Consider the following 24,354-nt stretch of genomic DNA (forward strand, 5'->3'; position numbering starts at 1 on the left):
TTTTACGCAAGTCAGATACTTTGCGACGATCTTATTGATAAAAAACAGATTTATTTAGGAATTTAAGTGGCAAAACAAATTCAAGCAGTTCGTGGTATGAACGACTGTCTGCCTGGTACAACGCAGATTTGGCAGAAAGTAGAAGATACGTTGCGCAAAACGGTGGCGTCTTATGGTTATCAAGAGATCCGTTTTCCTATCGTTGAGTCTACTGATTTATTTAAACGTTCTATCGGCGAAGTAACTGACATCGTCGAAAAAGAAATGTACACCTTTGAAGATCGCAGCGGTGACAGCCTTACATTGCGCCCAGAGGGAACCGCAGTGTGTGTTCGCGCGGGTAATCAACATGGTTTGCTGTATAACCAAGAGCAGCGTCTTTGGTATATGGGACCGATGTTTAGGCACGAACGCCCACAAAAAGGTCGCTACCGCCAGTTCCATCAGTTTGGTGTAGAAACATATGGTATCGCCAGCGCCGACATTGATGCTGAAGTTATCTTATTAACAGCACGTCTTTGGCAAGAGTTTGGGATCAGTGAGTATGTTACCTTAGAGCTTAATTCGCTTGGTTCAAATGAAGCTCGTGCACTTTATAGAGATGCTTTGGTTGCCTTTTTAGAGCAACATATTGAGCACTTGGATGACGACTGTAAACGTCGTATGCACACTAATCCGCTACGCGTGTTAGATAGCAAAAACCCTGAGGTGCAAGCGATTTTAGTAGATGCGCCTAAGTTGTCTGAACATCTTGATGAAGAGTCGCAAGCGCATTTTCAAAATTTATGTGAACGATTAGATGCCGCTGGCGTCAAATACCGCGTTAATGAAAAGCTGGTACGTGGCTTAGATTACTACAATCGTACTGTTTTTGAATGGGTTACGGATAGTTTAGGTGCGCAAGGTACTGTGTGTGCCGGTGGCCGTTACGATGGCTTAGTCGAGCAGTTAGGTGGTAAAGGTACGCCAGCTGTTGGTTTTGCAATGGGCCTTGAGCGTTTAGTGTTAATGCTGCAAGAGCTTGATTGTGTTGGTGATATTCGCCGCAATGCAGATGTTTACGTTGCTGCAATGGGTGATAAGGCGAGCATTCAAGCGCCTGTTATTGCAGAGCAGCTTAGAAATGAAGTTGCAGGTTTGCGTGTTATGGTACATGCAGGCGGCGGTAACTTTAAGAAACAATTAAAACGAGCAGATAAGAGTGATGCGTTGGTTGCTTTGATCCTTGGTGAAGACGAGCTTGCACAAGGCAAAGTAACCGTTAAATATCTGCGCGAACAAAAAGAACAGATCACAGTGTCCTTGGATGAGGTTAAAACTCTATTACAAGCGCTGATAGCATAAGAGGTTATAATGGAAATTTACTCAACAGAAGAACAACAAGCTGAGGCTATAAAACGATTTTTCCGTGAAAATGGGGTATCTTTGGCGTTGGGCATTGTCATTGGTTTAGGTGGTTTATATGGCTGGAAAGCTTACAATCAAAGCCAAATTGACAGCGCGGAAGCAGCATCAAATGCGTATAACCAATTTGTTGAAAGCGAAGATGTTTTGGCTGCGAGCGACAGCTTTGTAAAAGAAAATGGTGATTCTAACTACGCGGTATTAGCGGCATTTGTGGCAGCTAAAGAAGCAGCTGACAAACAACAGTTAGATGTGGCTGCTCATAAGCTACAATGGGCTGCTGATAACGTCCAAAATTTAGAACTTAAAGCAACTGCTTTAACGCGTTTAGCTCGTGTGCAATTGGCACAACAGCAATTTGAAGACGCGTTAGCAACGCTGGGCAAGCCGATGCCTGAGAGCTTTAAAGCGCAGATTTCTGAAATCAAAGGTGACATATTCTTAGCTCAGGGTAATAAAGAGCAAGCTAAATCTCAGTATCAAGCTGCGCTGGAAGCATCGACTGAAAGTGCAAATACTTTGCTTAAAATTAAGTTAGATGACTTAGCTTCAGCACAACCTGCAGCATAGGAGTCAACATGAATAAGCTCAGTATGGCCACCTTGGCGCTATGTATGGCGTCGCTGTTAGGATGTTCATCTAGTGATGAAGACGAACTTGTATTACCAGAGATCAACAATCAGTTTGAAACACAAGTTGTGTGGCGAGAAAGTATCGGTAGTGGCGTAGAGCATTACTTCTCGCGTTTAACACCAACCGTATACAAAGATACCGTTTTTGTTGCTGAGCGCTATGGTTTAGTTAAAGCGCTCAACTTAGATTCAGGTAAAACTCTGTGGCAAACAGATACCCGTAAAGACCCAGCATTTTGGCCTTGGGAAGACAATGATAGTGCTAAGCTTTCTGGCGGTATTTTGCAGGCTTACGGAAATATCTACATTGGTTCTGAACACGGTGAAGTGATTGCTCTGAATAGAGATTCTGGAGAAATTATTTGGCGTAAAAATGTACCAGGTGAAGCATTATCGTCACCTGCTGCTGGTGACGGCCTGATATACGTGAATTTAGGGTCAGGTAAATTGCTTGCATTGCACCCAGATACCGGTGAAGAGCGTTGGCGCCATGAGCAAGAAGTGCCAGCTTTGACATTGCGTGGTTTAAGTTCTCCAACGGCAGCTAATGGCGGTGTATTATTTGGTGAAGAAAGCGGGAAATTATCCGTATTGATCGCTGAAAATGGCTACAGCGCGTGGAGCGTTGATGTGGCACTTGCGAAAGGCTCTTCAGAGTTTGAACGTTTGGTTGACGTTGACACAAAGCCAGTAGTTAGCGGCGCAATGGCATACGCAATAGGCTATAATGGTAACTTAGCGGCCGTGGATGTGCGAAGCGGCAATGTAGTTTGGAAACGTGAATACAGTAGTTACCGCGATTTGAGCTTAGATTTAAATGTTCTTTACTTAGTTGATAGTAACGGCGTTATTTATGCGTTGGATAAAGACTCTGGTATTGAACGTTGGAGTCAGCCTGCGCTGAGAGGTTGGTATTTAACGGCACCAGCTGTTGTGGGTAATTATGTTGCCCTTGGCGATCAGGAAGGTAATTTACATTGGTTAGATAAACAAACTGGCCAGTTGGTTGCTCGTGAATCGTTTGATAGCTCAGGCTTTTTTGTAGAGCCTATCGTGACCGATGACAAGCTGATTGTTTACACCCGCAATGGTGAAGTTAGCGCAGTTAAAATTCCGTAACACTTAATTTTAGTTAAGTTTGTTAAGGCTTCGCTTTGCGAAGCCTTTTGTTGTTTATTAAAGAGGTAGTCTATGCTTCCGGTGATCGCTCTTGTTGGGCGACCTAATGTGGGTAAATCCACACTGTTTAACCGCTTAACGCGTACTCGAGATGCTTTGGTGGCAGATTTTCCTGGCCTAACGCGTGATCGTAAATATGGTCAAGCCAACTATGATGGTTACGAGTTTATCGTGGTCGATACAGGCGGTATTGATGGCTCTGAAGAGGGCATTGAAACAGAAATGGCCGAGCAATCGCTCTTAGCGATTGAAGAAGCTGATATTGTACTTTTCTTGGTAGATGCGCGCGCGGGCATGAATGCTGCCGATCAGGCTATTGCACAGCACTTACGCAAACAACAAAAGAAATGCTTTTTGGTGGCTAATAAAACCGATGGTATTGATGCTGATTCGAGTTGCGCTGAATTTTATCAGTTAGCGCTTGGAGAGGTATATCAAATCGCAGCTGCCCATGGTCGTGGTGTGACGCAATTACTTGATGTGACGTTACAACCAGTTATTGCTGAATTAGCTGAGCAAGAAGATGAGCTAGCGCAAAATGATACGCAGCTTGCAGAGCTTTACCTTGAAGGTGAAGAAGGCACTGACGAAGATGGAAAATCGGCTTTTGAAGACAAGCCAATCAAGTTAGCCATCATTGGTCGTCCAAATGTGGGTAAGTCGACACTAACTAATCGTATTCTAGGTGAAGAACGCGTTATTGTTTATGACATGCCTGGTACAACGCGAGACTCAATCTATATTCCGATGACGCGTAATGATCGTGAATACGTACTTATCGACACGGCAGGTGTGCGTAAACGCAAAAAGGTTAGCGATGTTGTAGAAAAGTTTTCAGTTATCAAAACGCTACAAGCAATCGAAGATGCCAATGTGGTATTACTGGTTGTTGATGCAAGAGAAGGGATCTCAGATCAAGACTTAAGTTTACTAGGTTTTGCGTTGAACTCGGGTCGCTCTTTGGTGATAGCCGTGAATAAGTGGGATGGACTGGATGACTACGTAAAAGAGCGTATCAAGTCAGAATTGGACCGTCGACTAGGCTTTATTGATTTTGCTCGTTTGCACTTTATATCTGCATTGCACGGTACTGGTGTAGGACACCTTTTTGAGTCAGTAAATGAAGCATACGACTCAGCAACTAAACGTATTAGTACAGCGATGTTACGCAGAATAATGGATATGGCACAGGCTGATCACCAACCACCATTGGTACGTGGTCGACGCGTTAAGCTTAAATACGCGCACGCTGGGGGCTACAATCCGCCTAGGATCGTTATACATGGTAACCAAGTACATGACTTACCTGATAGCTACAAGCGCTATTTAATGAACTATTACCGTAAAGCGCTCAACATCATGGGTACACCAATTAAAATTGAGTTCCGCGAAGGGGATAACCCATACGCTGGCCGTAGCAATAAGATGACGTTGTCGCAAAAACGTAAACTAAGAGCGTTTACCAAAGAAAGCCGTAATAAGTCTTAGTCTGCACGCTAAATAATCGCGTTCATTCTAAACAAAATAATCCGCCAACTTTCGAGTTTGCGGATTTTTTTATGTTTATTAGTCCATGAAAATGAATTTTTAGCGGTAACTTTTAGTCACTTGGTTGTAATTTACCCGCATTTAACTTTATGCTTAGAAAATAAGTATCACCGCTGATTGATAGTTTTCAGTACTCTGGATGATTTTAATTTTAAGTGGTTAATAATGCGCTATGCAAAAACTGTGATTTATGTTGATAACGTTGAGGAAGTACTCGATTTTTACTATCAAGCGTTTGGTCTTAGTACCCAAAGCCTGACTGAATCTGGTGACTATGGTGAGTTAGATACTGGAGAAGTGATATTGGGCTTTGCGAGTCACCCACTTGCGCAAGCACAATTCAAGCAAAGCTATATTCGCGCACAACCAAAACAACCCGCGTTAGGATTTGAGCTAACCATATATTGTGATAACGTCAGTGAAAGTTATGATAGGGCAGTGATCGCCGGTGCTGAACCTTTAATGCCACCTAATACTAAAGGGACAAGCGCGCAAGCATACGTGCGCGCTATAGAGGGGACTTTGATCGCTTTAGTCAACGAGTGCGCGAGCTAACCCTACGGGCTCAATTTCAACGCAGACATTGTCATCATTCCAGTTTAGGCCAAATAGCGCTTGATCTTCATTTAGATCTTCAACCCACTCGTCTAAAAATTCATCAAGTGAAATAGCTACCGGTGAATAATCTTGCCATTCATCTTTACATTGCGCTTGCGCTTTTTGTTCGCTGTCCCAGATCAGTAGTACATCGGTTTCTTCAAACTGATTGGACTCACAAACTACAACGCCACCGTCTTCAGCGCCAAGTGCCCAAATTTGTTGGTTAGTACGAACCTGTTCTACAAAGGTGACTAATTCTGATTCTATTTCAATGTCGCTCATTGCCTTTACCTTCTATGTGTGACAACTATATTCTTGGGTCTGAATCTGTACTTCCTGGTAAGTTACTGTGTACTTCATGAAAATGCAGTAACGCGGTAAACGAACTTAAATCAGTTAATTTTCTAAATTCAATCCAATCTAGCAAGCAGTATAAACTGATCTGCAGATAGTCGCAGTCTAAAAAATCACTTTTCACACATTGTTCATTTAAATCTGATAATACCGCTTCAATGCGCTCTCTTTGTAAATTAAAAAATAGTGCATCGGAGTTGGTATTTAGTCCTGAGCGTGTACATAACAAAAGCTCCACTAAAGAATCATTACAGGCATTAATATTCACAAGTTGGTTTTCTTGCCAATAAGTCATTTTAGTCAGATGGAATTTATCAACTAAGTAACGGTAAATAGCACCGGAGTCACAGATAGTATCTTGTCCATCAATTAGAAAAGGGATCTTTCGCGCTGGATTGTTAGCAATTAAAGTGGCTCTGTCGGTTTCACTAAAAATATCTAAGTGCTGATAACTGACAGGTAAATTATGACAAGTTGCAAACATCCTGATACGTCTTGCATAGGGGGAAGTATTTGAGCCATATAGTTGCATGATGATTCCTTTTCTATGGGGGAAGTCTATAAAAAAGGCCGCATAAAGCGGCCTAAAAGTTTGTCTTTAATTTACTCTGAGCGGCTTGTAACTTCAAGTAAATGAAAACCAAATTGTGTTTGAACTGGGCCTTGAACTTCATTGATGGGCGCTGAAAAAACCACTTTGTCAAACTCTGGCACCATCATCCCAGGTCCAAATTCACCTAGCGCACCACCGTCTTGCCCTGATGGACAGCTAGAATACTGTTTTGCCAGCTCAGCAAAATCCTCGCCTGCAGCTATTCTTGATTTCAAATCTAAGCACTCAGCCTCGCTCTCAACTAAAATGTGTCTTGCACTTGCAACTGTCATACACTCTCCGTAATTGGCTTATGTTTGTTTTTTGCTCAGACTTTATTCTAATACAAGAATGGCAAAAACTCACTATTTGCCTATAGTGCCTTTTCTATCGCACTAGTAAGTTCTTTTGAAAGTGGTTTGGTTCGACTATTAAAGCGTGTCACGTGTTTTCTATCAGCAGATACAAGGTATTTATAAAAATTCCAGTTAGGCGAACTTGTTTGCTCATTTAGGTGTTTAAAAATAGGGTTGGCATCATCGCCTCGTACCGCAGATGTAGCAAACATATCAAAAGTTACGCCATAGTTGACAAAACACACCTTAGCGGTGTCTTTCTCATCATCTTCTTCTTGGAAAAAGTCATCAGATGGAAAGCCTAATACAACCAAGCCTTGGTCTTTGTATTGTTGATGAAGTTTTTCTAAACCTTCAAATTGCTCAGTAAACCCGCAGTTACTTGCTGAATTAACTATAAGTAGAGGTTTTCCTTTAAATTGACAAAGGTTGAGCGTTTCCTCGGAGCGAAGTTTACGAAGCTCTACATTAGTAAAATCATCACACTGCTGTGCGTATGCAAGGGAGCTCAGAAATAGGCTCGTCAGTAACGTGGTTTTGGCAATTATTTTTTTAATCATTGGCTTTCCCTCTTAGATAATTATCTTTTATGATACGACATTACATTCCAATGCGATCAAATATTTCCCGAGCATGACAATAAAAATAGCCAATATAGATGACCTGCAACGCATCACAGATATCTACAATGAGACAATAGCCAGCAGAATGGTGACTGCCGATACTGAGCCATTGAGTGCACAGCAGCGTTTAGAGTGGTTTCATAGCCATCATTCAAGCAGGCCTTTGTTTGTGTATGAGGTTGGAGGTGATGTGGTGGCTTGGCTAAGCTTTAAGTCATTTTATGGACGCCCTGCTTATTCTCAAACCTGTGAGGTAAGCGTTTATATTGCTTCTCAGGCAAGAGGACAGGGGCTGGGTCATAAGCTGCTCGACTTTGCGCAGTCACACGCAAAGACGATTAATGTCTCAACTTTGCTTGGGTTTATCTTTAGTCACAATATACCCAGCTTGAATTTATTTAAACGTCATGGTTTTGACGTTTGGGGAGAGCTGCCTGAGGTCGCCAACATGGATAATAAGCTCTACAGCTTAACCATTATGGGTAAACATTTAAGAGACTAAAGCTCAATCAAAAAATTCGTCTACACTTGAACAGATAAGGAATTGGTTGTGTAGACAAATGACTAACAAGGTTTTGATAGTAGATAGCAATAGTGTTTTAGCTATGCGCTTAAAGGTGCTGTTTGAGTTGTTAGGTGGTGAAGTTGAGCACATACACTATCGCATGCTCGAACAGGTAGAAGACATCGCAAGTTATGATGCAATAGCGATAGCGAATGGAATTCCAACGAGCTTTTTAGCGTCGCTTGCTACATTAAGGCACCACGATAAGTTAATTCTACTTGCGCCTAAACCCGATAATGCCCAGCAACTTGCGCTGTTTAGTCAGTTTAATAAAGCATTGCCAAACGGCATCGTGGTTTACCCTTTTTTCTCCAATAAAGAAATAACAAACCTACTGGAACGCGTGTTTGAAATCGGCGCTGATAACCGCTTGGTGTTACCCACCGTGTTGCTTGTTGATCATCAGTTGGAGCGCTTATCAGAATTGGCCGCAAGCCTCTCAGGCGCGCAACTGCAGGTGTACACAGCAGATACAAGCTTTGCAGGGATGAGTCAAGCGCAGCATCAAGCCATTGATTTACTGATTGCTGCCTATGAACCCCATGACAAAAGCGCTTTAGAACTGTTTGCTCAGCTAAAGGGGTTAAATCATAATGCACGTTGTTTGCTTTATACGCAAAAAGCCGATCAAGTCGACATGCTCGAGGCGATCCGTTTCGGTGTAGATGATGTACTCATCACGCCTTTTGGTGATGGAGACCTACTCAAGGCGCTGCATAAGTTGTGGCAAACTGAAATGCTCAAAAGACATAACCAAGAACTTGTTGAGCGTTTGCAAGATACTGTAGATGCATTAATTGAGCGCGATAGCCTGCTACGTGTAATTTACAAGCATACGCCAGACTCCATTATGTTATTCAATAAAGATGGTAGCATTATTGAAGGAAATGATGCCTGTGTTGAGCTATTTGACTGTGCTCAAGAAGAAATACAATCTAGCTCCATTTTTGAACTGTTTGATAGTGAATCGGTTGATAATCTAAAGCAACAAATGAAAGAGCTCAGAGGCAGGCGCAATTTTGATTGCGAGTTATTACTTACTCGAAATGATAAATCAGTTCCCCTAATGGGTACTTTCAATGAGATCGATCATCACGGCGAGCTGGCTTTTTCTGTTATTTTAAAAAATGTCGCACATTTGAAGAAAAAACAACAGGTTTTAGAAGAAGCCAAAGAAGTGTTGGAGGCTGAAGTACAAGCGCGTACAGCGCAATTGCTAAAGGCAAAAGAGGCAGCCGAAGCGGCTAATATCAGTAAATCAGAATTTCTTGCCAATATGTCTCATGAGCTACGTACTCCAATGCATTCAATCTTAAGTTTTGCGCGATTTGGCTTAGATAAATTGGGGGCTGGCGAAGTCCCTGTAGACAAACTAGAGAAGTATTTGTCGCGCATTGAAACCAGTGGAGAGCGCTTACTGCTATTGCTCAATAACTTGCTTGATTTGTCTAAGTTGGATGCGGGGCGATTTCCATTTAATCCCAGCGCTCAAGATATCTGTGCAATCATTAAAACGGCGATTGACGATGTGTCTGGATCGGCACTGGCAAAACATATTTCCCTGAAACTAATTGAACCAAAAGAGCCTTTGTTGGTGTTTTGTGATCAAGAGCAAATAAATCAAGTGATCCGTAACTTGTTAGGCAATGCGATTAAATTTAGCCCCGAAGGGGGCCTAGTTAGGATCAACGTTTTGCATACTGGTGATAAGGTAAATATTGAAGTACGTGACCAAGGTGTTGGCATTCCCGAAGATGAGCTTAGCCATATATTTTCTAAGTTTGCACAAAGCTCGACAACAAATAGTGGGGCAGGGGGAACCGGTTTAGGTTTGGCGATTTGTAAAGAGTTTGTACTGCTACACAAAGGGTGTATTTACGCAACCAATAACGATGATGTAGGCGCAACGCTCCATATCGAAATACCGCTAGATCAAAAGTAAGGTCTGGGTATTCGCATTATATAAAAACCGCAGCTATAAATATAAAAGGCAACAAAATCAAACAAGGAATTTATGTATGGCACTGCAACGCGTTTTGGCTGTGGACGATGAGCCTTTTAACCTAGAAATCATCGAAGAAATTCTTGAGGATTTAGACTTTGAACTCAGAACCGCCGCCAGTGGTCCTGAGTGTCTTGAGATGCTAGCAGAGTTTAACCCCCAGGTTATTTTACTTGATGTCAGTATGCCGAAAATGAATGGTTATGATGTATGTCGTGCTATAAAATCAAATCCTGATACCAGCCATATTGTTGTTATGTTTGTCTCAGCAAGAGGGTCTGTCGAAGAGCGTATGGAAGGGTATGCTGTTGGGGCTGAGGACTATATCGTTAAGCCGTTTGGGCAAGGCGAGTTAACCGCCAAATTGATCAAGCTAGGACAGTTGTTATTAGAAAAAGACATTCTTGAACAGCAAGTTGAGGATGCGACAACAACTGCTTTTAGCGCCATGGCGACCAGCAGTGAAATGGGACAAATAGTCAATTATATTGAGAGTATTGGCAATATAAACGATGTTCCTGCTCTTGCTGCTGCGCTCATGAATTGTATGGCGAATTTTGGTCTGAGTTGTAATATTGAATTTCGGGTTAATGGGGAGCAGCAACATTATGCAACTTCAGGTATATGTTCACCTATCGTCGTCGAGCTGTTTGAAATATTAAAGTCAAAGGGGCGCTTACACGAATTCACCAGTCGGATTTTAGTGAACTATGACTATGTAAGCGTGCTTGTGCTAAATATGCCAGAAAGTGATGATGAAAAGCATGGCCGAATTCGGGACCATATCTGCTTTATTGTTAGTGTAACAGAACAACAGCTACTTGCTATCTTGACCCGAAATGAACTTTGTCAGCAGCAGCAAAATCTCAATGGTGCGATTGCAATGATTAATAGCAAGTTTAAAAGTTTAATGACGATGCTAAATAACAATCGCAAGCAAAATGAGGCTGTGTTCAGAGAGTTGCAAGAGCAGTTTGAGCATCGTATTCCGACCATGGGGTTAGATGAAGACCAAGAATTATTTATTTATAATCATGTGGATAGTGCAATTCAGAGATCGGTTGCACGAGAAGAGGCGCTGATCCAAGTAAAGGAAGCCTTTACTGAGATAGAAGCCGATTTGGCAGAGTTAAGTCATAAAGTTGATGAAAATTAAGTTATGTTTTAGCTATATCGGGCCATTACTATTTGGCTGGTAAAGGCTCTGATATCGCATCATTTTTTACACATCATTATGCATCTCTCGGCAAGCCTTTTTCGATGATCCGAATTAACCGAGCTTGCTTTCTTAGCTGTAGTCCCTGCTTGCTAAGTTGTTGTTGCAATGCCCAAGTAATGTGTTCTTGAACTAGCTCAGAGACTTCAGCCATACGCTTATTTAATGCCGCTACTACTTGCTCATCATAAGGCGCATTACCAAGTCCAACGGCTATATTTCTAAGCCATCGTTGGTGGCCTATTCGACGTATTGGACTGCCTTCAGTCGCTTTTAAAAAGGTCTCTTCATCCCAATTAAATAACTCAATTAATGAGCGGTCTTTAATGGCGGTTCTTGGATTAAAGTCAGGCTCTTTTGTCAGTTGTCCAAAGCGATTCCATGGACATACAAGCTGGCAATCATCACAACCATAAACTCGATTACCGATGAGTGGCCGATATTGTTCTGGAATTGGACCTTGCAGCTCGATTGTTAAGTAGGAGATACACTTTCGAGCATCAACAACATAGGGTTCAACAATGGCCCCTGTGGGGCACAGAGTGATACAGGCATTACACTTACCACAACCTTCAAACTCATCAGGGGCGTCAACAGGCAATGGAATGTCCACAAATAGTTCCCCAAGGAAGAACCAAGAGCCTGCGTGTTTTTGGATGAGTAAGCTATTTTTCCCGCGCCAGCCAAGGCCTGCTTTTTCAGCCAGTTGCCTTTCGAGAACTGGTGCGGAGTCTACAAAGGGTCTAAACCCTAGCTCTGAAACTTCAACTGTGATTTTCTGTCCTAGCTGTTTGAGACGATTCCTCATCACTTTATGATAATCTCGGCCCAATGCATATCGGCTGATATAGGCTGTTTGCTTATTTTTTAAAGCTTTTGCAAAGCCCGCATCCGGTGGGAGGTAATTCATTCGTACTGAAATCACACGCTGTGTGCCTGGCACCAGCTCCGAGGGCCTTGCTCTTTTCATTCCATGGGCTGCCATATATTGCATTTCACCATGGTAGCCATTATCCAACCAGCGCTGAAGCTGCGTTTCATGCTTAGACAAGTCAATATCGGTTATGCCAATGTCGGCAAATCCAAGTTCTTTGCCCCATTGCTTAATTTTTTTTGCCAGTTCAATATAATTAATACTATCTGCAGTCACGGAATGTTTATCTTGCAAGCCAAATACACCGCTAATTTACCACAAGTTGCTTACTCAGCCCAGCAGGTGCAGCAATACGAAGAGTTCGCCGCAAAAAATTCGGGAACAAGTCTATCCAACTTAATGTTTCGAGCTGGGCAATCGCTATTTTCATTGTTCGAAAATGACTGGGTCAGTGCGCAGCGTGTTCTTCTGCTGGCAGGAAAAGGCAACAATGCTGGAGATGCCTATGTTTTGGCTAAGTTGCTTAATCAAGCTGGGCGTACAGTCACCGTTTACAGCTTATCTGATGCAACACTGTTAAAAGGCGATGCACTAGAGGCTTATCAAGCCGCTTGCCAAGCAAATGTTGAAATAGTCACAAAACAGCCTTGTTTAGATTCATACTGTGTCATTGTTGATGGGGTGTTTGGGACAGGGTTTCGTGGTGAGCTATCCGAACAAGTCCAAACGCTCTTTGCAGATTGTGACAAAGTGCAGGCAAATAAACTTAGCATTGATATTCCAAGTGGCGTCAATGGCTCCACGTCCGAGGTGGCAAAAGGCGCTTTTAAAGCCGATATCACTATGACTTTCATTGCGTTAAAGCAAGGGTTATTAACCGGTAAAGCTAAAGCGCACTGTGGTCAGTTAGTATATGCAAGTTTAGATGTGGCTGAGGCATTTGAGCAATTAGTGCAGCCCAGTGCAACTTATATGACCCATGAAACGCTTTTTTCAAAGCTGCCATCTCGTCCTGTAGATAGCTATAAAAATATGTGTGGTCATGTGCTGCTAGTGGGTGGTAACAAAGGTATGGCAGGCGCTATTCGATTGGCAGCTGAGGCTGCTCTTAGAGCAGGTGCTGGACTGGTTAGTGTCGCTACCCACCCTGATAATGTCGCCTGCGTGTTACAAGGTAGATATGAATTAATGGTTCATGGTATCGAGAATGCGCAGCAGTTGTCGCTTTTAATGGCCAAAGCTGACGTGATGGTAATAGGTCCAGGGCTTGGACAAAATGCGTGGGCACAAGCTCTGTTTTCACAAAGCATTGAATTTGCAAAGCCGGTTGTATGTGATGCTGATGGTTTAAATTTGTTAGCACAAACTGAGAAACGTTATTGCTGCGCTGTATTAACGCCCCACATAGGTGAAGCAAAACGTTTATTGAAAGAAAACAGCGGTGTTGATGAAGCGAACCGTTTTGAGCTGGTTGCGTATTTAGCCAAAACTTATGCTGCTAATATGGTGTTAAAGGGGCCTGGAACTCTCATTGCTGATAATAGTTGCATAAATATTAATCGCTCGGGATGTGCTGCCATGGCAAGTGCTGGGATGGGGGATGTTTTATCTGGTATAATCGGCGCTTTAATTGCGCAAGGTATGGCGCCGTTTGCAGCTGCTAACTTAGCTGTGTATATTCATGGTTTAGCTGCGCAAATTGCAGCAAAAGAAGGTGAAAAAGGGCTGCTTGCAAGCGATTTATTTATGCATATTCGACGCTTATTGGGGTGATCATGAGTAATACATTTAGTCAGCATTTGGCCGATGAGGCACAAACGGTGGCTATGGGCGAACGCCTATGTAAATATATAAAAAATGGCGCGGTGTTGTTTTTGCATGGAGACTTAGGTGCAGGCAAAACAACGTTATCTCGTGGTATTGTTCAGGGGATGGGGCATACCGGTAAGGTAAAAAGCCCAACATATACCCTTGTTGAACCTTACGAGCTTGAAGATGTCTCAATATATCACTTTGATCTTTATCGCTTAGGTGATCCTGAAGAGCTAGAATATATGGGGATCAGAGATTACTTTAGCCCCAACGCAATTTGCATCATTGAGTGGCCGCAAAAGGGCGCGGGTTTTATTCCTAGTCCCGATCTAAATGTAGAGATGGCGTATGATGGTGAGCAAAGAACAGTAACCGTGTCTGCAAACAGTGAACGCGGGCAAACAATCGTAATGCAATTAGGACAAGATGGGTAGTATAGGAAAAATATCAGGCATGCTGCTAAGTGTTGTGTTCATAATGCTTAGCACAGTTGTACAAGCGAAGAATGATATTGAAGGGGTGCGCGTTTGGCCGTCGCCAGATAGTACCCGTGTTGTATTTGATTTATCTGCAAAGCCTGATTACAGCTATTTTATGCTTAAGAACCCTCTCAGGCTGGTTGTTGATTTTGACAATACCAACAAAGCGGATAAGTTACCGGCAATACCCGCTGAGCATCGCTTAATCAGTAAGTTACGTTACAGCAAGCCTAAATCATCAAATGGTACTCGGGTTGTTTTTGATCTCTCCAGTAGTGTAAAGCCCGTGGTTATGGCTTTGGCACCGGCAGGTCCTTATAAAAACCGTTTAGTTGTTGATCTGTACGCCAAACAAACGAGCTTGTATAGCAATGAAAAAACTCAGGCCAAGAAGCGGGAAAGGTTAACGGATAGGGATATTATTATCGCTATCGATGCAGGTCACGGTGGGGAAGACCCAGGTTCGATTGGCCCATCAGGTACGTATGAAAAAAACGTCACGCTGCCAATTGCAAAACGTTTAGCGCGTCTGATAGATAAACAGCCAGGCATGAAGGCGCGTTTGATCCGCACGGGTGACTATTATCTAAAAATACACACACGCTCAGCCAAAGCACGAGAAAAGCGAGCAGATTTTTTTGTTTCTATTCACGCAGATGCGTTTTCAAGTCCCGGCCCAAGTGGCTCCTCCGTTTGGGTGTTATCGCTGCGTAGAGCAAATTCTGAAATTGGTAAATGGCTAGAGGATAAAGAAAAACACTCACAATTGTTGGGTGGTGCGGCAGAACTTATCAAAGATACAGAGAATGAAAAGTACCTTGCTAAAGCGTTGTTAGACATGTCTATGGATCACTCCATGAGAACGGCATTGCAGGTAGCGGATGAAATCGTTGATGAGCTGAAAAAGGTAACTAAGCTGCATAAAAAAAGCCCGCAATCGGCGAACTTTGGGGTGCTTAAGTCTCCTGATATTCCCTCTATTTTAGTAGAAACGGGGTTCATCTCTAATCCCAAAGAAGAGCGTTTATTAAAATCAGGTAATCATCAAGAAAAGCTCGCTCGCGCGATTTTCAAGTCGATAAAAAACTACTATAAACGCAACCCCCCTGATGACTCGTTGTTTGCTAGGTTAAAAGAACCCGGTCAACATGTAGTAAAAAGTGGCGAGTCTTTAAGTGTGTTAGCAAGTCGTTATGGCGTGTCTATCTCGGCGTTAAAAAAAGCCAATCAGCTGACCAAAGACACGCTGTATATAGGTCAAGTTCTCACAATTCCAAAGGCATAATTTGCAATGAGCATTGAAATTTTACCAGCGCGGCTTGCAAACCAAATTGCTGCTGGTGAGGTAGTGGAAAGACCAGCTTCCGTCGTTAAAGAACTTGTTGAAAACAGTATTGATGCTGGCGCAACGAAAATCCAAATAGATATTGAGCGTGGCGGACATAAATTGATCCGCATACGTGATAACGGCAGTGGCATAGTTAAAGACGAGTTAACGTTAGCACTATCAAGACATGCGACGAGCAAACTTAAAAGCCTTGATGATCTTGAATGCATAGCGTCTTTGGGCTTTCGTGGCGAAGCGCTGGCGTCAATTAGTTCGGTTTCTCGCCTCACCCTTAGTTCAAAACCCGCAGAGCAAGAAACTGCATGGCAGGCATTTGCGGAAGGGCGTGATATGGCGGTGCAAGTTCAGCCTACGGCACACCCCGATGGCACAACTATTGAAGTTAAAGACTTATTTTTTAACACGCCTGCGCGGCGCAAATTTTTGCGCACTGAAAAAACCGAATTTAGCCATATTGATGAATTGGTAAAACGCATTGCTTTGAGCCGTTTTGATGTCGCTATTACGTTAACGCATAACCAAAAAGTCATTCGTCAATACCGCGCTCGCTCCAAGGCCGATGGGGTGAAACGGATAGCACAAGTGGCTGGCAAAGTGTTTGAACAACAAGCTTCGTATATTGAGTCTGGTTCCGAAGGGCTAATGCTATTTGCTTGGATACTCCCTGTGGGCAGTCCCAACGGCGCGCAGTACACCTATGTAAATGGTCGAATGATGCGTGATAAGTTGATCCTACATGCCATTCGACAAGCATTTGAAGAAGTTGCGGGAGAGCAAGAAATACCAGGCTTTGTGGTGTATTTAGAAATAGACCCACGACAAGTTGATGTGAATGTTCATCCAGCTAAACATGAAGTGCGTTTTCATCAAGCAAGATTGGTACACGATTTTATCGTGCAAGCTGTTAGACAAGCAGTCATACCCGCCACTCAAGAGCTAAGTTCAGAAGCGCTTGATTCTAACTTGTCGGATTCGTTGCATCAACAATACCGAAGCCATCTGCAACCGTTAGAAAATGCTTCATCAAGCGATTTGTTTCAAGGGCAAACACAGCCTAGGGTGGCATCTTCATCGTATAGCGGTGTGCGAGATCATACGGGAGCAAATAAAGTCAATACACAACGAGAAGCTCCGGTACGACAGTATAACGTTAACCAGCTATATCAAGCGTTAAGCCACCAACAGGCCAGTGAATTTGATATCCCCCCAGAGCACAAAGAGCGTGATGAGCTGCGTGTGCAATACGCCAAAATGCTAGTCCTCGAAGGGGGCGTTACTTTGCTTGAGGATAAGCAACAGCTACTGGTTTCGCATTTTAAACACGCACTACATCTATATTGGTCAAGTGAGTTAGAGCGTGATGCTAGTTTGCCTAGCAAAGCACTATTGCTGCCAGTTCGAGTGAATTTAGATAAAGCGGAAATAGCGACACTTGCAAAACAAGAATCTTGGCTCACTTTGCTAGGGTTTGATATACAGTTTTTTGAGCGTTATATCATGGTCAAAAAACTGCCGGTTAGCCTGTATAGCGTCGATGTGGGAGTGTTCTGTTCAGAGATTCTTATAGCATGCAGCGGCTCGTTGCAAAGTATTGATGATTGGCTCAAATGGATGGTGAGCAAAACGCCTGAGCGATTTTATTCGAGTGAACACTTTGCCAAAGCTCAGCAATTTATTGAAAAAAGTCAAAAATGTTTGGCGCGTATTCAGGAAAAAGCAGTTAAAATAGAAAGTAAGATGTTTTTGCAATTACTACCACAAGAGTTTTAGAGTGAATAAATTACCTGTTATAACACTAATGGGGCCAACTGCCGCGGGAAAAACGGCCCTTGCGATAGAGTTATGTCAGCATTTAGACACGGAAGTGGTGAGTGTTGATTCTGCTTTGGTTTACAAAGGGATGGACATTGGTACCGCCAAACCCGAACCCGATGAACTTGCCTTGGCGCCACATCATCTTATTGATATCATTGACCCGCTAGAAAGTTACTCTGTGGCCGATTTTCGCCGCGATGCTTGTCGACATATTGATGCTTTACATCAAAAAGGTAAGGTACCTATTTTGGTTGGCGGCACTATGATGTATTTCAAGGGGCTTATTGAAGGCTTATCACCTTTGCCAGAAGCAGACCCTGTAATTCGTGCTCAGCTTGAAATTGAAGCGAATGAACAAGGCTGGCCCGAATTACATAAACAACTGACACAAATAGATCCACAAGCTGCAGCAAAGATCAGCGAGAATGATTCACAGCGTATCAATCGTGCGTTGGAGGTGTATCGTATTAGCGGCAAAACAATGACTGAGTTGCAACAGCAAAAGCAGGCACCATTACCTTATCAGTTTCATCAATTTGCTATCGCGCCGAGCGATCGCAAAGTATTACATCAGCGTATTGAAAAAAGATTTCAAATTATGTTGGATCAAGGGTTTAAAAACGAAGTTTTGGCCTTATATAAGCGGGGAGATTTACACCCAGATCTTCCCTCAATACGATGTGTTGGGTATCGGCAAATGTGGGAACACTTAGCTGGAGAGTGTGACTATGAGCAAATGGTTTTCAAAGGTATTGCAGCTACCAGACAACTTGCAAAGCGACAACTCACATGGTTGAGAGGGTGGTCGCAACTGACTTGGTTAGAGACCAATGAGCAACAAAACTTGCAACGCGTATTAACTTCGCTAAGCTAATAGTAGCTGTTAAATCAAGCTGCTGAGATTTAATCGACAGCGAAACTAATAATAACACCTAGAACGAAGGAAAAGAAAATGGCAAAAGGCCAATCGTTACAAGACCCATTTTTGAATGTCTTACGTCGTGAGCGCATTCCTGTTTCAATTTTTTTAGTCAACGGCATAAAATTACAAGGTAAGATTCAATCATTTGATCAATTCGTTATTTTGTTAGAGAACACCGTAAACCAAATGGTGTATAAGCATGCTATCTCTACAGTTGTACCTGCTCGAGCGGTTAATTTCCAAAGCGCTCAAGGCACGGAAGGTACAGAACAAACTGATGATGGTAACTATTAATTCACTTTAGGAGCGAAATGCTTGTTTGACCGTTATGAAGCCGGCGAACAGGCAGTCTTAGTTCACATCGACTTTCCTAACGAAGGTGATCGCGAAGATTTGCGAGAGCTGGAAATGTTGGTGTCTTCTGCAGGTGTTAGTAGTTTGGCGATTGTGCAAGGCAGTCGCCAAGCGCCACACGCCAAGCTATTCGTCGGTACGGGTAAAGCAGAAGAAATTGCTGAGATTGTCAAAATCCACAATGCAGATGTCGTTATATTTAACCACCAACTTAGTCCTTCTCAAGAAAGAAACTTAGAACGTGTTTGCCAATGTCGAGTACTCGACAGAACGACTCTAATACTCGATATTTTTGCTCAGCGAGCGCGCACCCATGAAGGTAAGTTGCAGGTTGAACTCGCCCAGCTTAAGCATATTTCCACGCGTTTAATTCGCGGATGGACCCATTTAGAACGCCAAAAAGGCGGTATAGGACTACGTGGTCCGGGTGAAACTCAGCTTGAAACCGATAGACGTTTATTAAGAGAGCGCATCAAGAGCATTCGCAAGCGCCTAGATAAGGTGGCCACAGTTCGTGAGCAAGGAAGACGTGCTCGTAGTCGTAACGAGGTGCCCACGGTATCTTTAGTTGGCTATACCAACGCTGGGAAATCAACGTTATTTAATTTGCTCACTAACTCAGATGTATATGCGGCAGACCAATTATTCGCAACCCTTGATCCAACTTTGCGAAAACTCCATATAGATGACATTGGGCCAGTTATTTTGGCAGATACCGTGGGGTTTATTCGTCATTTGCCACATGATCTGGTTGCTGCATTTAAAGCGACGTTGACCGAAACGCGAGAAGCGGACTTACAGATTCATGTTGTTGATGTGGCTGATAATCGACGAAAAGAGAATATTGAAGAGGTGCAGTCTGTTTTAAAAGAGATTGAGGCAGATGACATTGTGCAATTGTTGGTTTATAACAAGATAGACCTGTTAGAAGAGGTTAGACCGAGAATTGACCGCAATGATGAAGGGCAGCCTATTCGAGTTTGGTTATCAGCTCACAGTGGCGTTGGCACCGAACTACTCTGTCAAGCTATCTCGGAGCTACTAGCTAAAAAAATATTTGCTCATACCTTATGTATTCCGCCTGCTTTTGGGCGTTTAAGAGGTGTTTTATTTAATCTAAATGCGGTACAGCAAGAAGATTTTGATGAGCACGGAAACTGGCTTTTGAACGTGCGATTACCTCAAGTTGATTGGGAAAGGCTGAAAAAAGAGCAAGGTATGGACATAGAAAAATTTATTGATACATAATTTTTACACAGAAAAGTGCAGTTTTGCTCGTATTTGGGTATGAGAAACGCCTTATATTTGTTAGATTTACCCTAATTGACTTTAATAAAAATGGAGTATAGCTATGGCCTGGAATGAACCGGGTAATAATGGCAATGATAACGATCCGTGGAAAAATCGCGGTGGTCGGGATCAAGGCCCACCTGATCTAGACGAAGTATTCCGTAAATTCAGCAACAAGTTTGGTGGTTTGTTCGGTGGCAAATCCGGCGGAGGTAGCGGAGGCGGATTAGGCGGAGCGGGTATGACCTTCATTCTGCTTATTGCTGCAATCGTATGGGCTCTCAGTGGTATTTATACGGTTAAAGAAGCTGAGCGCGGTATTGTACTGCAATTCGGCGAATTTGATCGCATAGCAGAGCCTGGTTTGCGTTGGAAAATGACTTTCATTGAGCAAGTTATTCCTATTGATATTGAAGCTGTACGCTCTTTGTCTGCGTCTGGTTTTATGCTTACAGAAGATGAGAACGTTGTGAGTGTTGAGTTTGAGGTTCAATATCGTGTTATGGACCCTCGTCTTTATAAATTCAGCGTAACTGATGCCGATCACAGCTTGCAACAGTCTTTAGACAGTGCATTGCGTTATGTGGTTGGTCACTCTCGCATGGACCAAGTTTTAACAACCGGACGTGAGCTTGTTCGTCAAAGAACTTGGGATGAGCTAAACAAAATTATCGAGCCATACAACCTTGGTATTTTAGTGACTGATGTAAACTTTAAAGACTCTCGTCCACCCGCCGAAGTTAAAGATGCATTTGATGATGCAATCGCAGCGCAAGAAGATGAAGAGCGTTTTATCCGTGAAGCTGAAGCTTATGCGCGTGAAATAGAGCCGCGTGCTCGTGGTCAGGTTACACGTATGACTCAAGAAGCAGAAGCTTATAGAGAACGCGTTACTTTGGAAGCGCGAGGTGAAGTAGAGCGTTTTGAAAAGTTACTACCTGAATACCAAGCGGCTAAAGAAGTGACAAGACAGCGCTTGTACATAGATGCAATGGAAGAAGTGCTTACTAATAGTGCTAAAGTGATTGTTGATGTTAAAGGTGGTAATAACATGATGTACTTGCCACTAGATAAAATTATGGGGCAGGCAGGCGCTGGTGGCCAAATAACGCTACCTAGTAAGAACGACATCAATGAGCTTCGCAAAACATTGGGTCAATCACGCAACAGCTCTGTGAGTGGCGGCAATGACCGTTTTTCGCAAGACAGATTTAATAACGGGAGATAAGCGCAATGAAGAATTTTAGTATTGTGATATTGATAGCTGCCGTTTTATTGTCATTCTCTTCGGTATTTGTTGTAACAGAAGGGCAACGCGCGATTGTATTAGTGTTTAGTAAAGTACAAAAAGACAGTGAGGATAACGCGGTTGTTTACGCACCTGGTTTGCACTTTAAAGTGCCATTTTTTAGTCAGGTACGCAAACTAGATGCCCGTATTCAAACGCTTGACGGAGCGCCAGATCGCTTTGTTACTAGCGAGAAAAAAGACCTCATTGTTGACTCATTCGTAAAATGGCGTGTGAATGATTTTAGCGCTTTTTACCTACGAGCTCGTGGTGATAAGCAATATGCCGAAACACTCCTTAAACAAAAAGTGAATAATGGCCTGAGAACCAACTTTGGTTCACGCACTATTCGCGAAATTGTGTCTGGTGAGCGTAGCGAGCTAATGGAAGAGGCACTTGTTCAAGCTTCTGAAAGTGCTAAAGAGCTAGGTATCGAAGTGCTAGACGTGCGTGTTAAGCAAATTAACCTGCCAAATGAAGTGAGTAGCTCAATCTATCAACGTATGCGTGCTGAGCGTACTGCTGTTGCTAAAGAGCACCGCTCTGAAGGTCAAGAAAAAGCAGAAACGATCCGTGCAGAAGTAGATAGACGCGTTACCGTTATGTTGGCTGATGCTGAGCGAAATGCTCGCGCTGTGCGAGGTGAAGGAGATGCAACAGCTGCAAAGGTTTATGCTGATGTTTATAACAAAGATCCTGAGTTTTACAGCTTTGTTCGTTCGTTAGAGGCGTATAAGCGTACTTTCCAAAACAAAGGCGATGTAATGGTGTTATCACCAGACAGTGAGTTCTTTGATTATATGAAAGGCGCGAAAGGTAAATAACAGCAATTTACCTGTGAAAATTGAAAAGCTCTGAGATTTCTCAGAGCTTTTTTTGTTTTATATCATGTGTTTTTAACACTATTTTGGCGAATGAGGAAAAAACACTCAAAACGGGGTGATCTCCTCCCTGCTTTTCTGGTAAAATCTGGCCCTAATTTTTTCTAAGTGATTTTGCAATGGGTAAAAACGTCGTTGTATTAGGCACCCAATGGGGTGACGAAGGTAAAGGTAAGGTTGTAGACTTACTAACAGATAAAGCTTCTTTAGTTGTGCGCTATCAAGGTGGTCATAATGCTGGCCATACTTTGGTGATCAATGGTGAGAAAACAGTACTACATCTAATTCCATCTGGTGTTTTGCGTGACAACGTAAAGTGCGTGATTGGTAACGGTGTGGTGTTAGCACCAGATGCGTTAATGAAAGAAATTGGTATGTTGGAAGAACGTGGCGTGCCAGTTCGCGAGCGCTTATTGATAAGCGAAGCATGTCCATTAATCTTGCCTTACCATGTTGCACTTGATAAAGCGCGTGAGCTAGCTCGCGGTGAGAAGGCAATTGGTACAACTGGTCGTGGTATTGGCCCTGCGTATGAAGACAAAGTTGCACGTCGCGGTCTTCGTGTTGGTGACTTGTTCAATCCAGAGCAATTTGCAGCTAAGCTCAAAGAAGTACTTGAGTACCATAACTTTACATTAGTTAATTACTACAAAGTTGAAGCAGTAGATTTCCAAAAGACATTTGACGACGCTATGGCTGTTGCGCAAATTCTTAAATCTATGGTTGTTGATGTCACTGAGCTGTTAGACCAAACTCGTCTTGCTGGTGATAACATCTTATTTGAAGGTGCTCAGGGGACGTTGTTAGATATCGATCACGGTACATACCCATATGTTACGTCATCAAACACAACTGCTGGTGGCGTTGCTACAGGTGCTGGTTTTGGCCCTCTACACTTAGACTACGTACTAGGTATTGTAAAAGCGTACACAACACGTGTTGGTTCGGGTCCTTTCCCAACGGAACTATACGACGGTCAAGATAAGCAAGACCCAGTTGGTAGACACTTAGGCGAGAAAGGTCATGAGTTTGGCGCGACAACTGGTCGTTTACGCCGCACTGGTTGGTTTGATGCAGTGGCAATGCGTCGTGCAGTTCAAATCAACAGTATTTCAGGCTTCTGTTTAACTAAACTAGACGTTTTAGATGGTGTTGAAACTATCAAGATCTGTACTGGTTACCAGTTAGAAGATGGAACTGTAACTAACGTAACGCCTCTTGCTGCTGAAGGCTATGAAAAAGTAACACCAGTGTACGAAGAGATGCCTGGCTGGAGCGAAAATACTTTTGGTGCAACGTCAATTGAACAGCTCCCACAAGCAGCTGTTAATTACATCAAACGTTTAGAAGAGATCACAGGCGTTCCTATTGATATTATTTCAACGGGTCCTGATCGGATCGAAACAATGATTGTTCGCAACCCGTTTGGCGCGTAAACAAACAAGTAATGAAAAAAGCTGCAAAATGCAGCTTTTTTTGTGCCTATAATAAATATGATGCTAATAGCCAAAAGATTGAATAGCGTAAGCGAAATAGTTGGTATGGTCTTTGTATAATATTTTGGGTGTGCTAATTAGATTGGGTTAATTATGATTAAAAAGTGGTATTGGATTGGTTTGTTACTCAGCATGAATGCAGTGGCTCAAGAGCCAATTACTGCGGTGCCGCTGTATACCCAAGCTGAACTAATCGAGTTAATTAAAAAAAATGAGCACCTCAAGCGCGTCAAAGATGACGAATGTCAGCTCGTCAAAGATATTGAAGCGCGAGCCGAGACCATGGCCTTACCTTCATACCAGTTTTTATATGGCGATATGTTGGCATATGGTGTGTGCGTAGAGCGTAATGTTGAGCTTGGGCTATATTACATGCGCCAATCGGCTGAGCAAGGGTTATCATCTGCTCTTGAGCAATTAGGACGCTATTACGATGTGGGACAGTTAGTGCAAGCTGATAAAGCGATGGCTGTGGTATATTTACGCGAAGCTGCGTCTCAGGGGAATATCAAAGCACAACTACGCCTCGTTAATTTATTTAACGACGGACACGGTAGCCCAAGAGATTACGAAGACGCCTATCGTTGGCTATTTCACTCGGCCGTTGCTGATAAAAAACTGCATAAAACAATAGAGAAAGCGCTGGCACAACTGGCTGAGAAAATGCCACAAAGTGCAATCCGTCGCGCTCGTTTACCAATGTAGTGTTCATCATCAACATAGG

Annotated in this window: 24 protein-coding genes; 19 read left to right on the plus strand and 5 right to left on the minus strand. The window is 43.0% G+C overall.

What is annotated here, in order from left to right; translation table 11 throughout:
* The first annotated feature begins 66 nt into the window (after positions 1–66).
* The 5 genes from hisS to HC733_RS00385 all read left to right on the plus strand — a co-directional run bounded on the left by hisS (position 67) and on the right by HC733_RS00385 (position 5,318).
* Positions 67–1,344 carry a histidine--tRNA ligase gene (gene hisS, locus HC733_RS00365; protein ID WP_190363083.1) on the plus strand — a complete coding sequence of 426 codons (1,278 nt, stop codon included), beginning with the start codon at positions 67–69 and terminating at the stop codon, positions 1,342–1,344.
* Positions 1,345–1,353: 9 nt separating this feature from the next.
* Entirely contained in the window at positions 1,354–1,974 is a 621-nt protein-coding gene (locus HC733_RS00370) for a YfgM family protein (RefSeq protein WP_190363084.1), read from the plus strand.
* An 8-nt stretch (positions 1,975–1,982) separates the two neighbouring features.
* Positions 1,983–3,155 (plus strand): outer membrane protein assembly factor BamB, encoded by a 1,173-nt coding sequence (bamB, locus tag HC733_RS00375; RefSeq protein WP_190363085.1) that lies wholly within the window; start codon positions 1,983–1,985, stop codon positions 3,153–3,155.
* 72 nt (positions 3,156–3,227) lie between these two features.
* A complete protein-coding gene (der, locus tag HC733_RS00380) occupies positions 3,228–4,703 on the plus strand; it encodes a ribosome biogenesis GTPase Der (protein WP_190363086.1) in 1,476 nt (491 codons plus the stop codon).
* 225 nt (positions 4,704–4,928) lie between these two features.
* The gene (locus HC733_RS00385) at positions 4,929–5,318 is read left to right on the plus strand and encodes a VOC family protein (RefSeq protein ID WP_190363087.1); all 390 of its coding nucleotides are present in this window, start codon (positions 4,929–4,931) and stop codon (positions 5,316–5,318) included.
* On the opposite strand, the gene HC733_RS00390 is transcribed toward HC733_RS00385, so the two are convergent.
* From HC733_RS00390 to HC733_RS00405, 4 genes are all read right to left on the minus strand, one after another.
* Positions 5,295–5,645 carry a DUF2750 domain-containing protein gene (locus HC733_RS00390; protein ID WP_152085035.1) on the minus strand — a complete coding sequence of 117 codons (351 nt, stop codon included), beginning with the start codon at positions 5,643–5,645 and terminating at the stop codon, positions 5,295–5,297. The genes HC733_RS00385 and HC733_RS00390 overlap by 24 nt on opposite strands.
* 25 nt (positions 5,646–5,670) lie before the next feature.
* The gene (locus tag HC733_RS00395; RefSeq protein WP_190363088.1) at positions 5,671–6,249 is read right to left on the minus strand and encodes a glutathione S-transferase family protein; all 579 of its coding nucleotides are present in this window, start codon (positions 6,247–6,249) and stop codon (positions 5,671–5,673) included.
* A gap of 71 nt (positions 6,250–6,320) precedes the next feature.
* Complete coding sequence (locus tag HC733_RS00400; protein ID WP_190363089.1) at positions 6,321–6,602, minus strand: peptidylprolyl isomerase; 282 nt, start codon at positions 6,600–6,602, stop codon at positions 6,321–6,323.
* An 80-nt stretch (positions 6,603–6,682) separates the two neighbouring features.
* Positions 6,683–7,225, minus strand: coding sequence for a glutathione peroxidase (locus HC733_RS00405; RefSeq protein ID WP_190363090.1), 543 nt, complete (start codon positions 7,223–7,225; stop codon positions 6,683–6,685).
* Positions 7,226–7,298: 73 nt separating this feature from the next.
* Between HC733_RS00405 and HC733_RS00410 the strand changes: the two genes are divergently transcribed.
* The 3 genes from HC733_RS00410 (at position 7,299) to HC733_RS00420 (ending at position 11,011) form a co-directional block, all read left to right on the plus strand.
* Positions 7,299–7,790 (plus strand): GNAT family N-acetyltransferase, encoded by a 492-nt coding sequence (locus HC733_RS00410; RefSeq protein ID WP_190363091.1) that lies wholly within the window; start codon positions 7,299–7,301, stop codon positions 7,788–7,790.
* Positions 7,791–7,848: 58 nt separating this feature from the next.
* Positions 7,849–9,795, plus strand: a complete 1,947-nt coding sequence (locus HC733_RS00415) for a hybrid sensor histidine kinase/response regulator (RefSeq protein ID WP_190363092.1) — start codon at positions 7,849–7,851, stop codon at positions 9,793–9,795.
* 76 nt (positions 9,796–9,871) lie between these two features.
* Complete coding sequence (locus HC733_RS00420; RefSeq protein ID WP_190363093.1) at positions 9,872–11,011, plus strand: response regulator; 1,140 nt, start codon at positions 9,872–9,874, stop codon at positions 11,009–11,011.
* A gap of 76 nt (positions 11,012–11,087) precedes the next feature.
* Here HC733_RS00420 and queG read toward each other — a convergent pair whose 3' ends face one another.
* Positions 11,088–12,221: a tRNA epoxyqueuosine(34) reductase QueG gene (gene queG / locus HC733_RS00425; RefSeq protein ID WP_190363197.1), complete on the minus strand. Its 1,134-nt coding sequence runs from the start codon at positions 12,219–12,221 to the stop codon at positions 11,088–11,090.
* Positions 12,222–12,224: 3 nt separating this feature from the next.
* Between queG and HC733_RS00430 the strand changes: the two genes are divergently transcribed.
* The 11 genes from HC733_RS00430 to HC733_RS00480 all read left to right on the plus strand — a co-directional run bounded on the left by HC733_RS00430 (position 12,225) and on the right by HC733_RS00480 (position 24,335).
* Positions 12,225–13,718, plus strand: a complete 1,494-nt coding sequence (locus HC733_RS00430; protein ID WP_238937385.1) for an NAD(P)H-hydrate dehydratase — start codon at positions 12,225–12,227, stop codon at positions 13,716–13,718.
* A gap of 2 nt (positions 13,719–13,720) precedes the next feature.
* Positions 13,721–14,191: a tRNA (adenosine(37)-N6)-threonylcarbamoyltransferase complex ATPase subunit type 1 TsaE gene (tsaE, locus tag HC733_RS00435; protein WP_190363094.1), complete on the plus strand. Its 471-nt coding sequence runs from the start codon at positions 13,721–13,723 to the stop codon at positions 14,189–14,191.
* 43 nt (positions 14,192–14,234) lie between these two features.
* Positions 14,235–15,521 carry an N-acetylmuramoyl-L-alanine amidase gene (locus tag HC733_RS00440; RefSeq protein WP_238937386.1) on the plus strand — a complete coding sequence of 429 codons (1,287 nt, stop codon included), beginning with the start codon at positions 14,235–14,237 and terminating at the stop codon, positions 15,519–15,521.
* A 6-nt stretch (positions 15,522–15,527) separates the two neighbouring features.
* Positions 15,528–17,354, plus strand: a complete 1,827-nt coding sequence (gene mutL, locus HC733_RS00445) for a DNA mismatch repair endonuclease MutL (protein WP_190363096.1) — start codon at positions 15,528–15,530, stop codon at positions 17,352–17,354.
* A gap of 1 nt (position 17,355) precedes the next feature.
* Positions 17,356–18,273, plus strand: a complete 918-nt coding sequence (miaA, locus tag HC733_RS00450; protein WP_190363097.1) for a tRNA (adenosine(37)-N6)-dimethylallyltransferase MiaA — start codon at positions 17,356–17,358, stop codon at positions 18,271–18,273.
* Between the two features lie 78 nt (positions 18,274–18,351).
* Positions 18,352–18,615, plus strand: a complete 264-nt coding sequence (gene hfq / locus HC733_RS00455) for an RNA chaperone Hfq (RefSeq protein ID WP_171627088.1) — start codon at positions 18,352–18,354, stop codon at positions 18,613–18,615.
* Positions 18,616–18,636: 21 nt separating this feature from the next.
* A complete protein-coding gene (gene hflX / locus HC733_RS00460) occupies positions 18,637–19,923 on the plus strand; it encodes a ribosome rescue GTPase HflX (RefSeq protein ID WP_190363098.1) in 1,287 nt (428 codons plus the stop codon).
* A gap of 103 nt (positions 19,924–20,026) precedes the next feature.
* Positions 20,027–21,193, plus strand: a complete 1,167-nt coding sequence (gene hflK, locus HC733_RS00465; protein ID WP_190363099.1) for an FtsH protease activity modulator HflK — start codon at positions 20,027–20,029, stop codon at positions 21,191–21,193.
* Positions 21,194–21,198: 5 nt separating this feature from the next.
* Positions 21,199–22,077: a protease modulator HflC gene (gene hflC / locus HC733_RS00470; RefSeq protein ID WP_190363100.1), complete on the plus strand. Its 879-nt coding sequence runs from the start codon at positions 21,199–21,201 to the stop codon at positions 22,075–22,077.
* A gap of 176 nt (positions 22,078–22,253) precedes the next feature.
* Positions 22,254–23,570, plus strand: a complete 1,317-nt coding sequence (locus HC733_RS00475) for an adenylosuccinate synthase (RefSeq protein WP_190363101.1) — start codon at positions 22,254–22,256, stop codon at positions 23,568–23,570.
* A 153-nt stretch (positions 23,571–23,723) separates the two neighbouring features.
* Positions 23,724–24,335 (plus strand): tetratricopeptide repeat protein, encoded by a 612-nt coding sequence (locus HC733_RS00480; protein WP_190363102.1) that lies wholly within the window; start codon positions 23,724–23,726, stop codon positions 24,333–24,335.
* The last annotated feature ends 19 nt before the right edge of the window (positions 24,336–24,354 follow it).

Origin of the sequence: Pseudoalteromonas sp. S16_S37 (assembly GCF_014694405.1) — a bacterium.
GTDB lineage: Bacteria > Pseudomonadota > Gammaproteobacteria > Enterobacterales > Alteromonadaceae > Pseudoalteromonas.

Coding starts and splice junctions, on each gene's coding strand:
- HC733_RS00370 (WP_190363084.1), top strand. CDS start 1,354: ATGGAAATTTACTCAACAGAAGAACAACAAGCTGAGGCTATAAAACGA.
- bamB (WP_190363085.1), top strand. CDS start 1,983: ATGAATAAGCTCAGTATGGCCACCTTGGCGCTATGTATGGCGTCGCTG.
- der (WP_190363086.1), top strand. CDS start 3,228: ATGCTTCCGGTGATCGCTCTTGTTGGGCGACCTAATGTGGGTAAATCC.
- HC733_RS00385 (WP_190363087.1), top strand. CDS start 4,929: ATGCGCTATGCAAAAACTGTGATTTATGTTGATAACGTTGAGGAAGTA.
- HC733_RS00390 (WP_152085035.1), bottom strand. CDS start 5,645: ATGAGCGACATTGAAATAGAATCAGAATTAGTCACCTTTGTAGAACAG.
- HC733_RS00395 (WP_190363088.1), bottom strand. CDS start 6,249: ATGCAACTATATGGCTCAAATACTTCCCCCTATGCAAGACGTATCAGG.
- HC733_RS00400 (WP_190363089.1), bottom strand. CDS start 6,602: ATGACAGTTGCAAGTGCAAGACACATTTTAGTTGAGAGCGAGGCTGAG.
- HC733_RS00405 (WP_190363090.1), bottom strand. CDS start 7,225: ATGATTAAAAAAATAATTGCCAAAACCACGTTACTGACGAGCCTATTT.
- HC733_RS00410 (WP_190363091.1), top strand. CDS start 7,299: ATGACAATAAAAATAGCCAATATAGATGACCTGCAACGCATCACAGAT.
- HC733_RS00415 (WP_190363092.1), top strand. CDS start 7,849: ATGACTAACAAGGTTTTGATAGTAGATAGCAATAGTGTTTTAGCTATG.
- HC733_RS00420 (WP_190363093.1), top strand. CDS start 9,872: ATGGCACTGCAACGCGTTTTGGCTGTGGACGATGAGCCTTTTAACCTA.
- HC733_RS00430 (WP_238937385.1), top strand. CDS start 12,225: ATGTTTATCTTGCAAGCCAAATACACCGCTAATTTACCACAAGTTGCT.
- tsaE (WP_190363094.1), top strand. CDS start 13,721: ATGAGTAATACATTTAGTCAGCATTTGGCCGATGAGGCACAAACGGTG.
- HC733_RS00440 (WP_238937386.1), top strand. CDS start 14,235: ATGCTTAGCACAGTTGTACAAGCGAAGAATGATATTGAAGGGGTGCGC.
- mutL (WP_190363096.1), top strand. CDS start 15,528: ATGAGCATTGAAATTTTACCAGCGCGGCTTGCAAACCAAATTGCTGCT.
- hfq (WP_171627088.1), top strand. CDS start 18,352: ATGGCAAAAGGCCAATCGTTACAAGACCCATTTTTGAATGTCTTACGT.
- hflK (WP_190363099.1), top strand. CDS start 20,027: ATGGCCTGGAATGAACCGGGTAATAATGGCAATGATAACGATCCGTGG.
- hflC (WP_190363100.1), top strand. CDS start 21,199: ATGAAGAATTTTAGTATTGTGATATTGATAGCTGCCGTTTTATTGTCA.
- HC733_RS00475 (WP_190363101.1), top strand. CDS start 22,254: ATGGGTAAAAACGTCGTTGTATTAGGCACCCAATGGGGTGACGAAGGT.
- HC733_RS00480 (WP_190363102.1), top strand. CDS start 23,724: ATGATTAAAAAGTGGTATTGGATTGGTTTGTTACTCAGCATGAATGCA.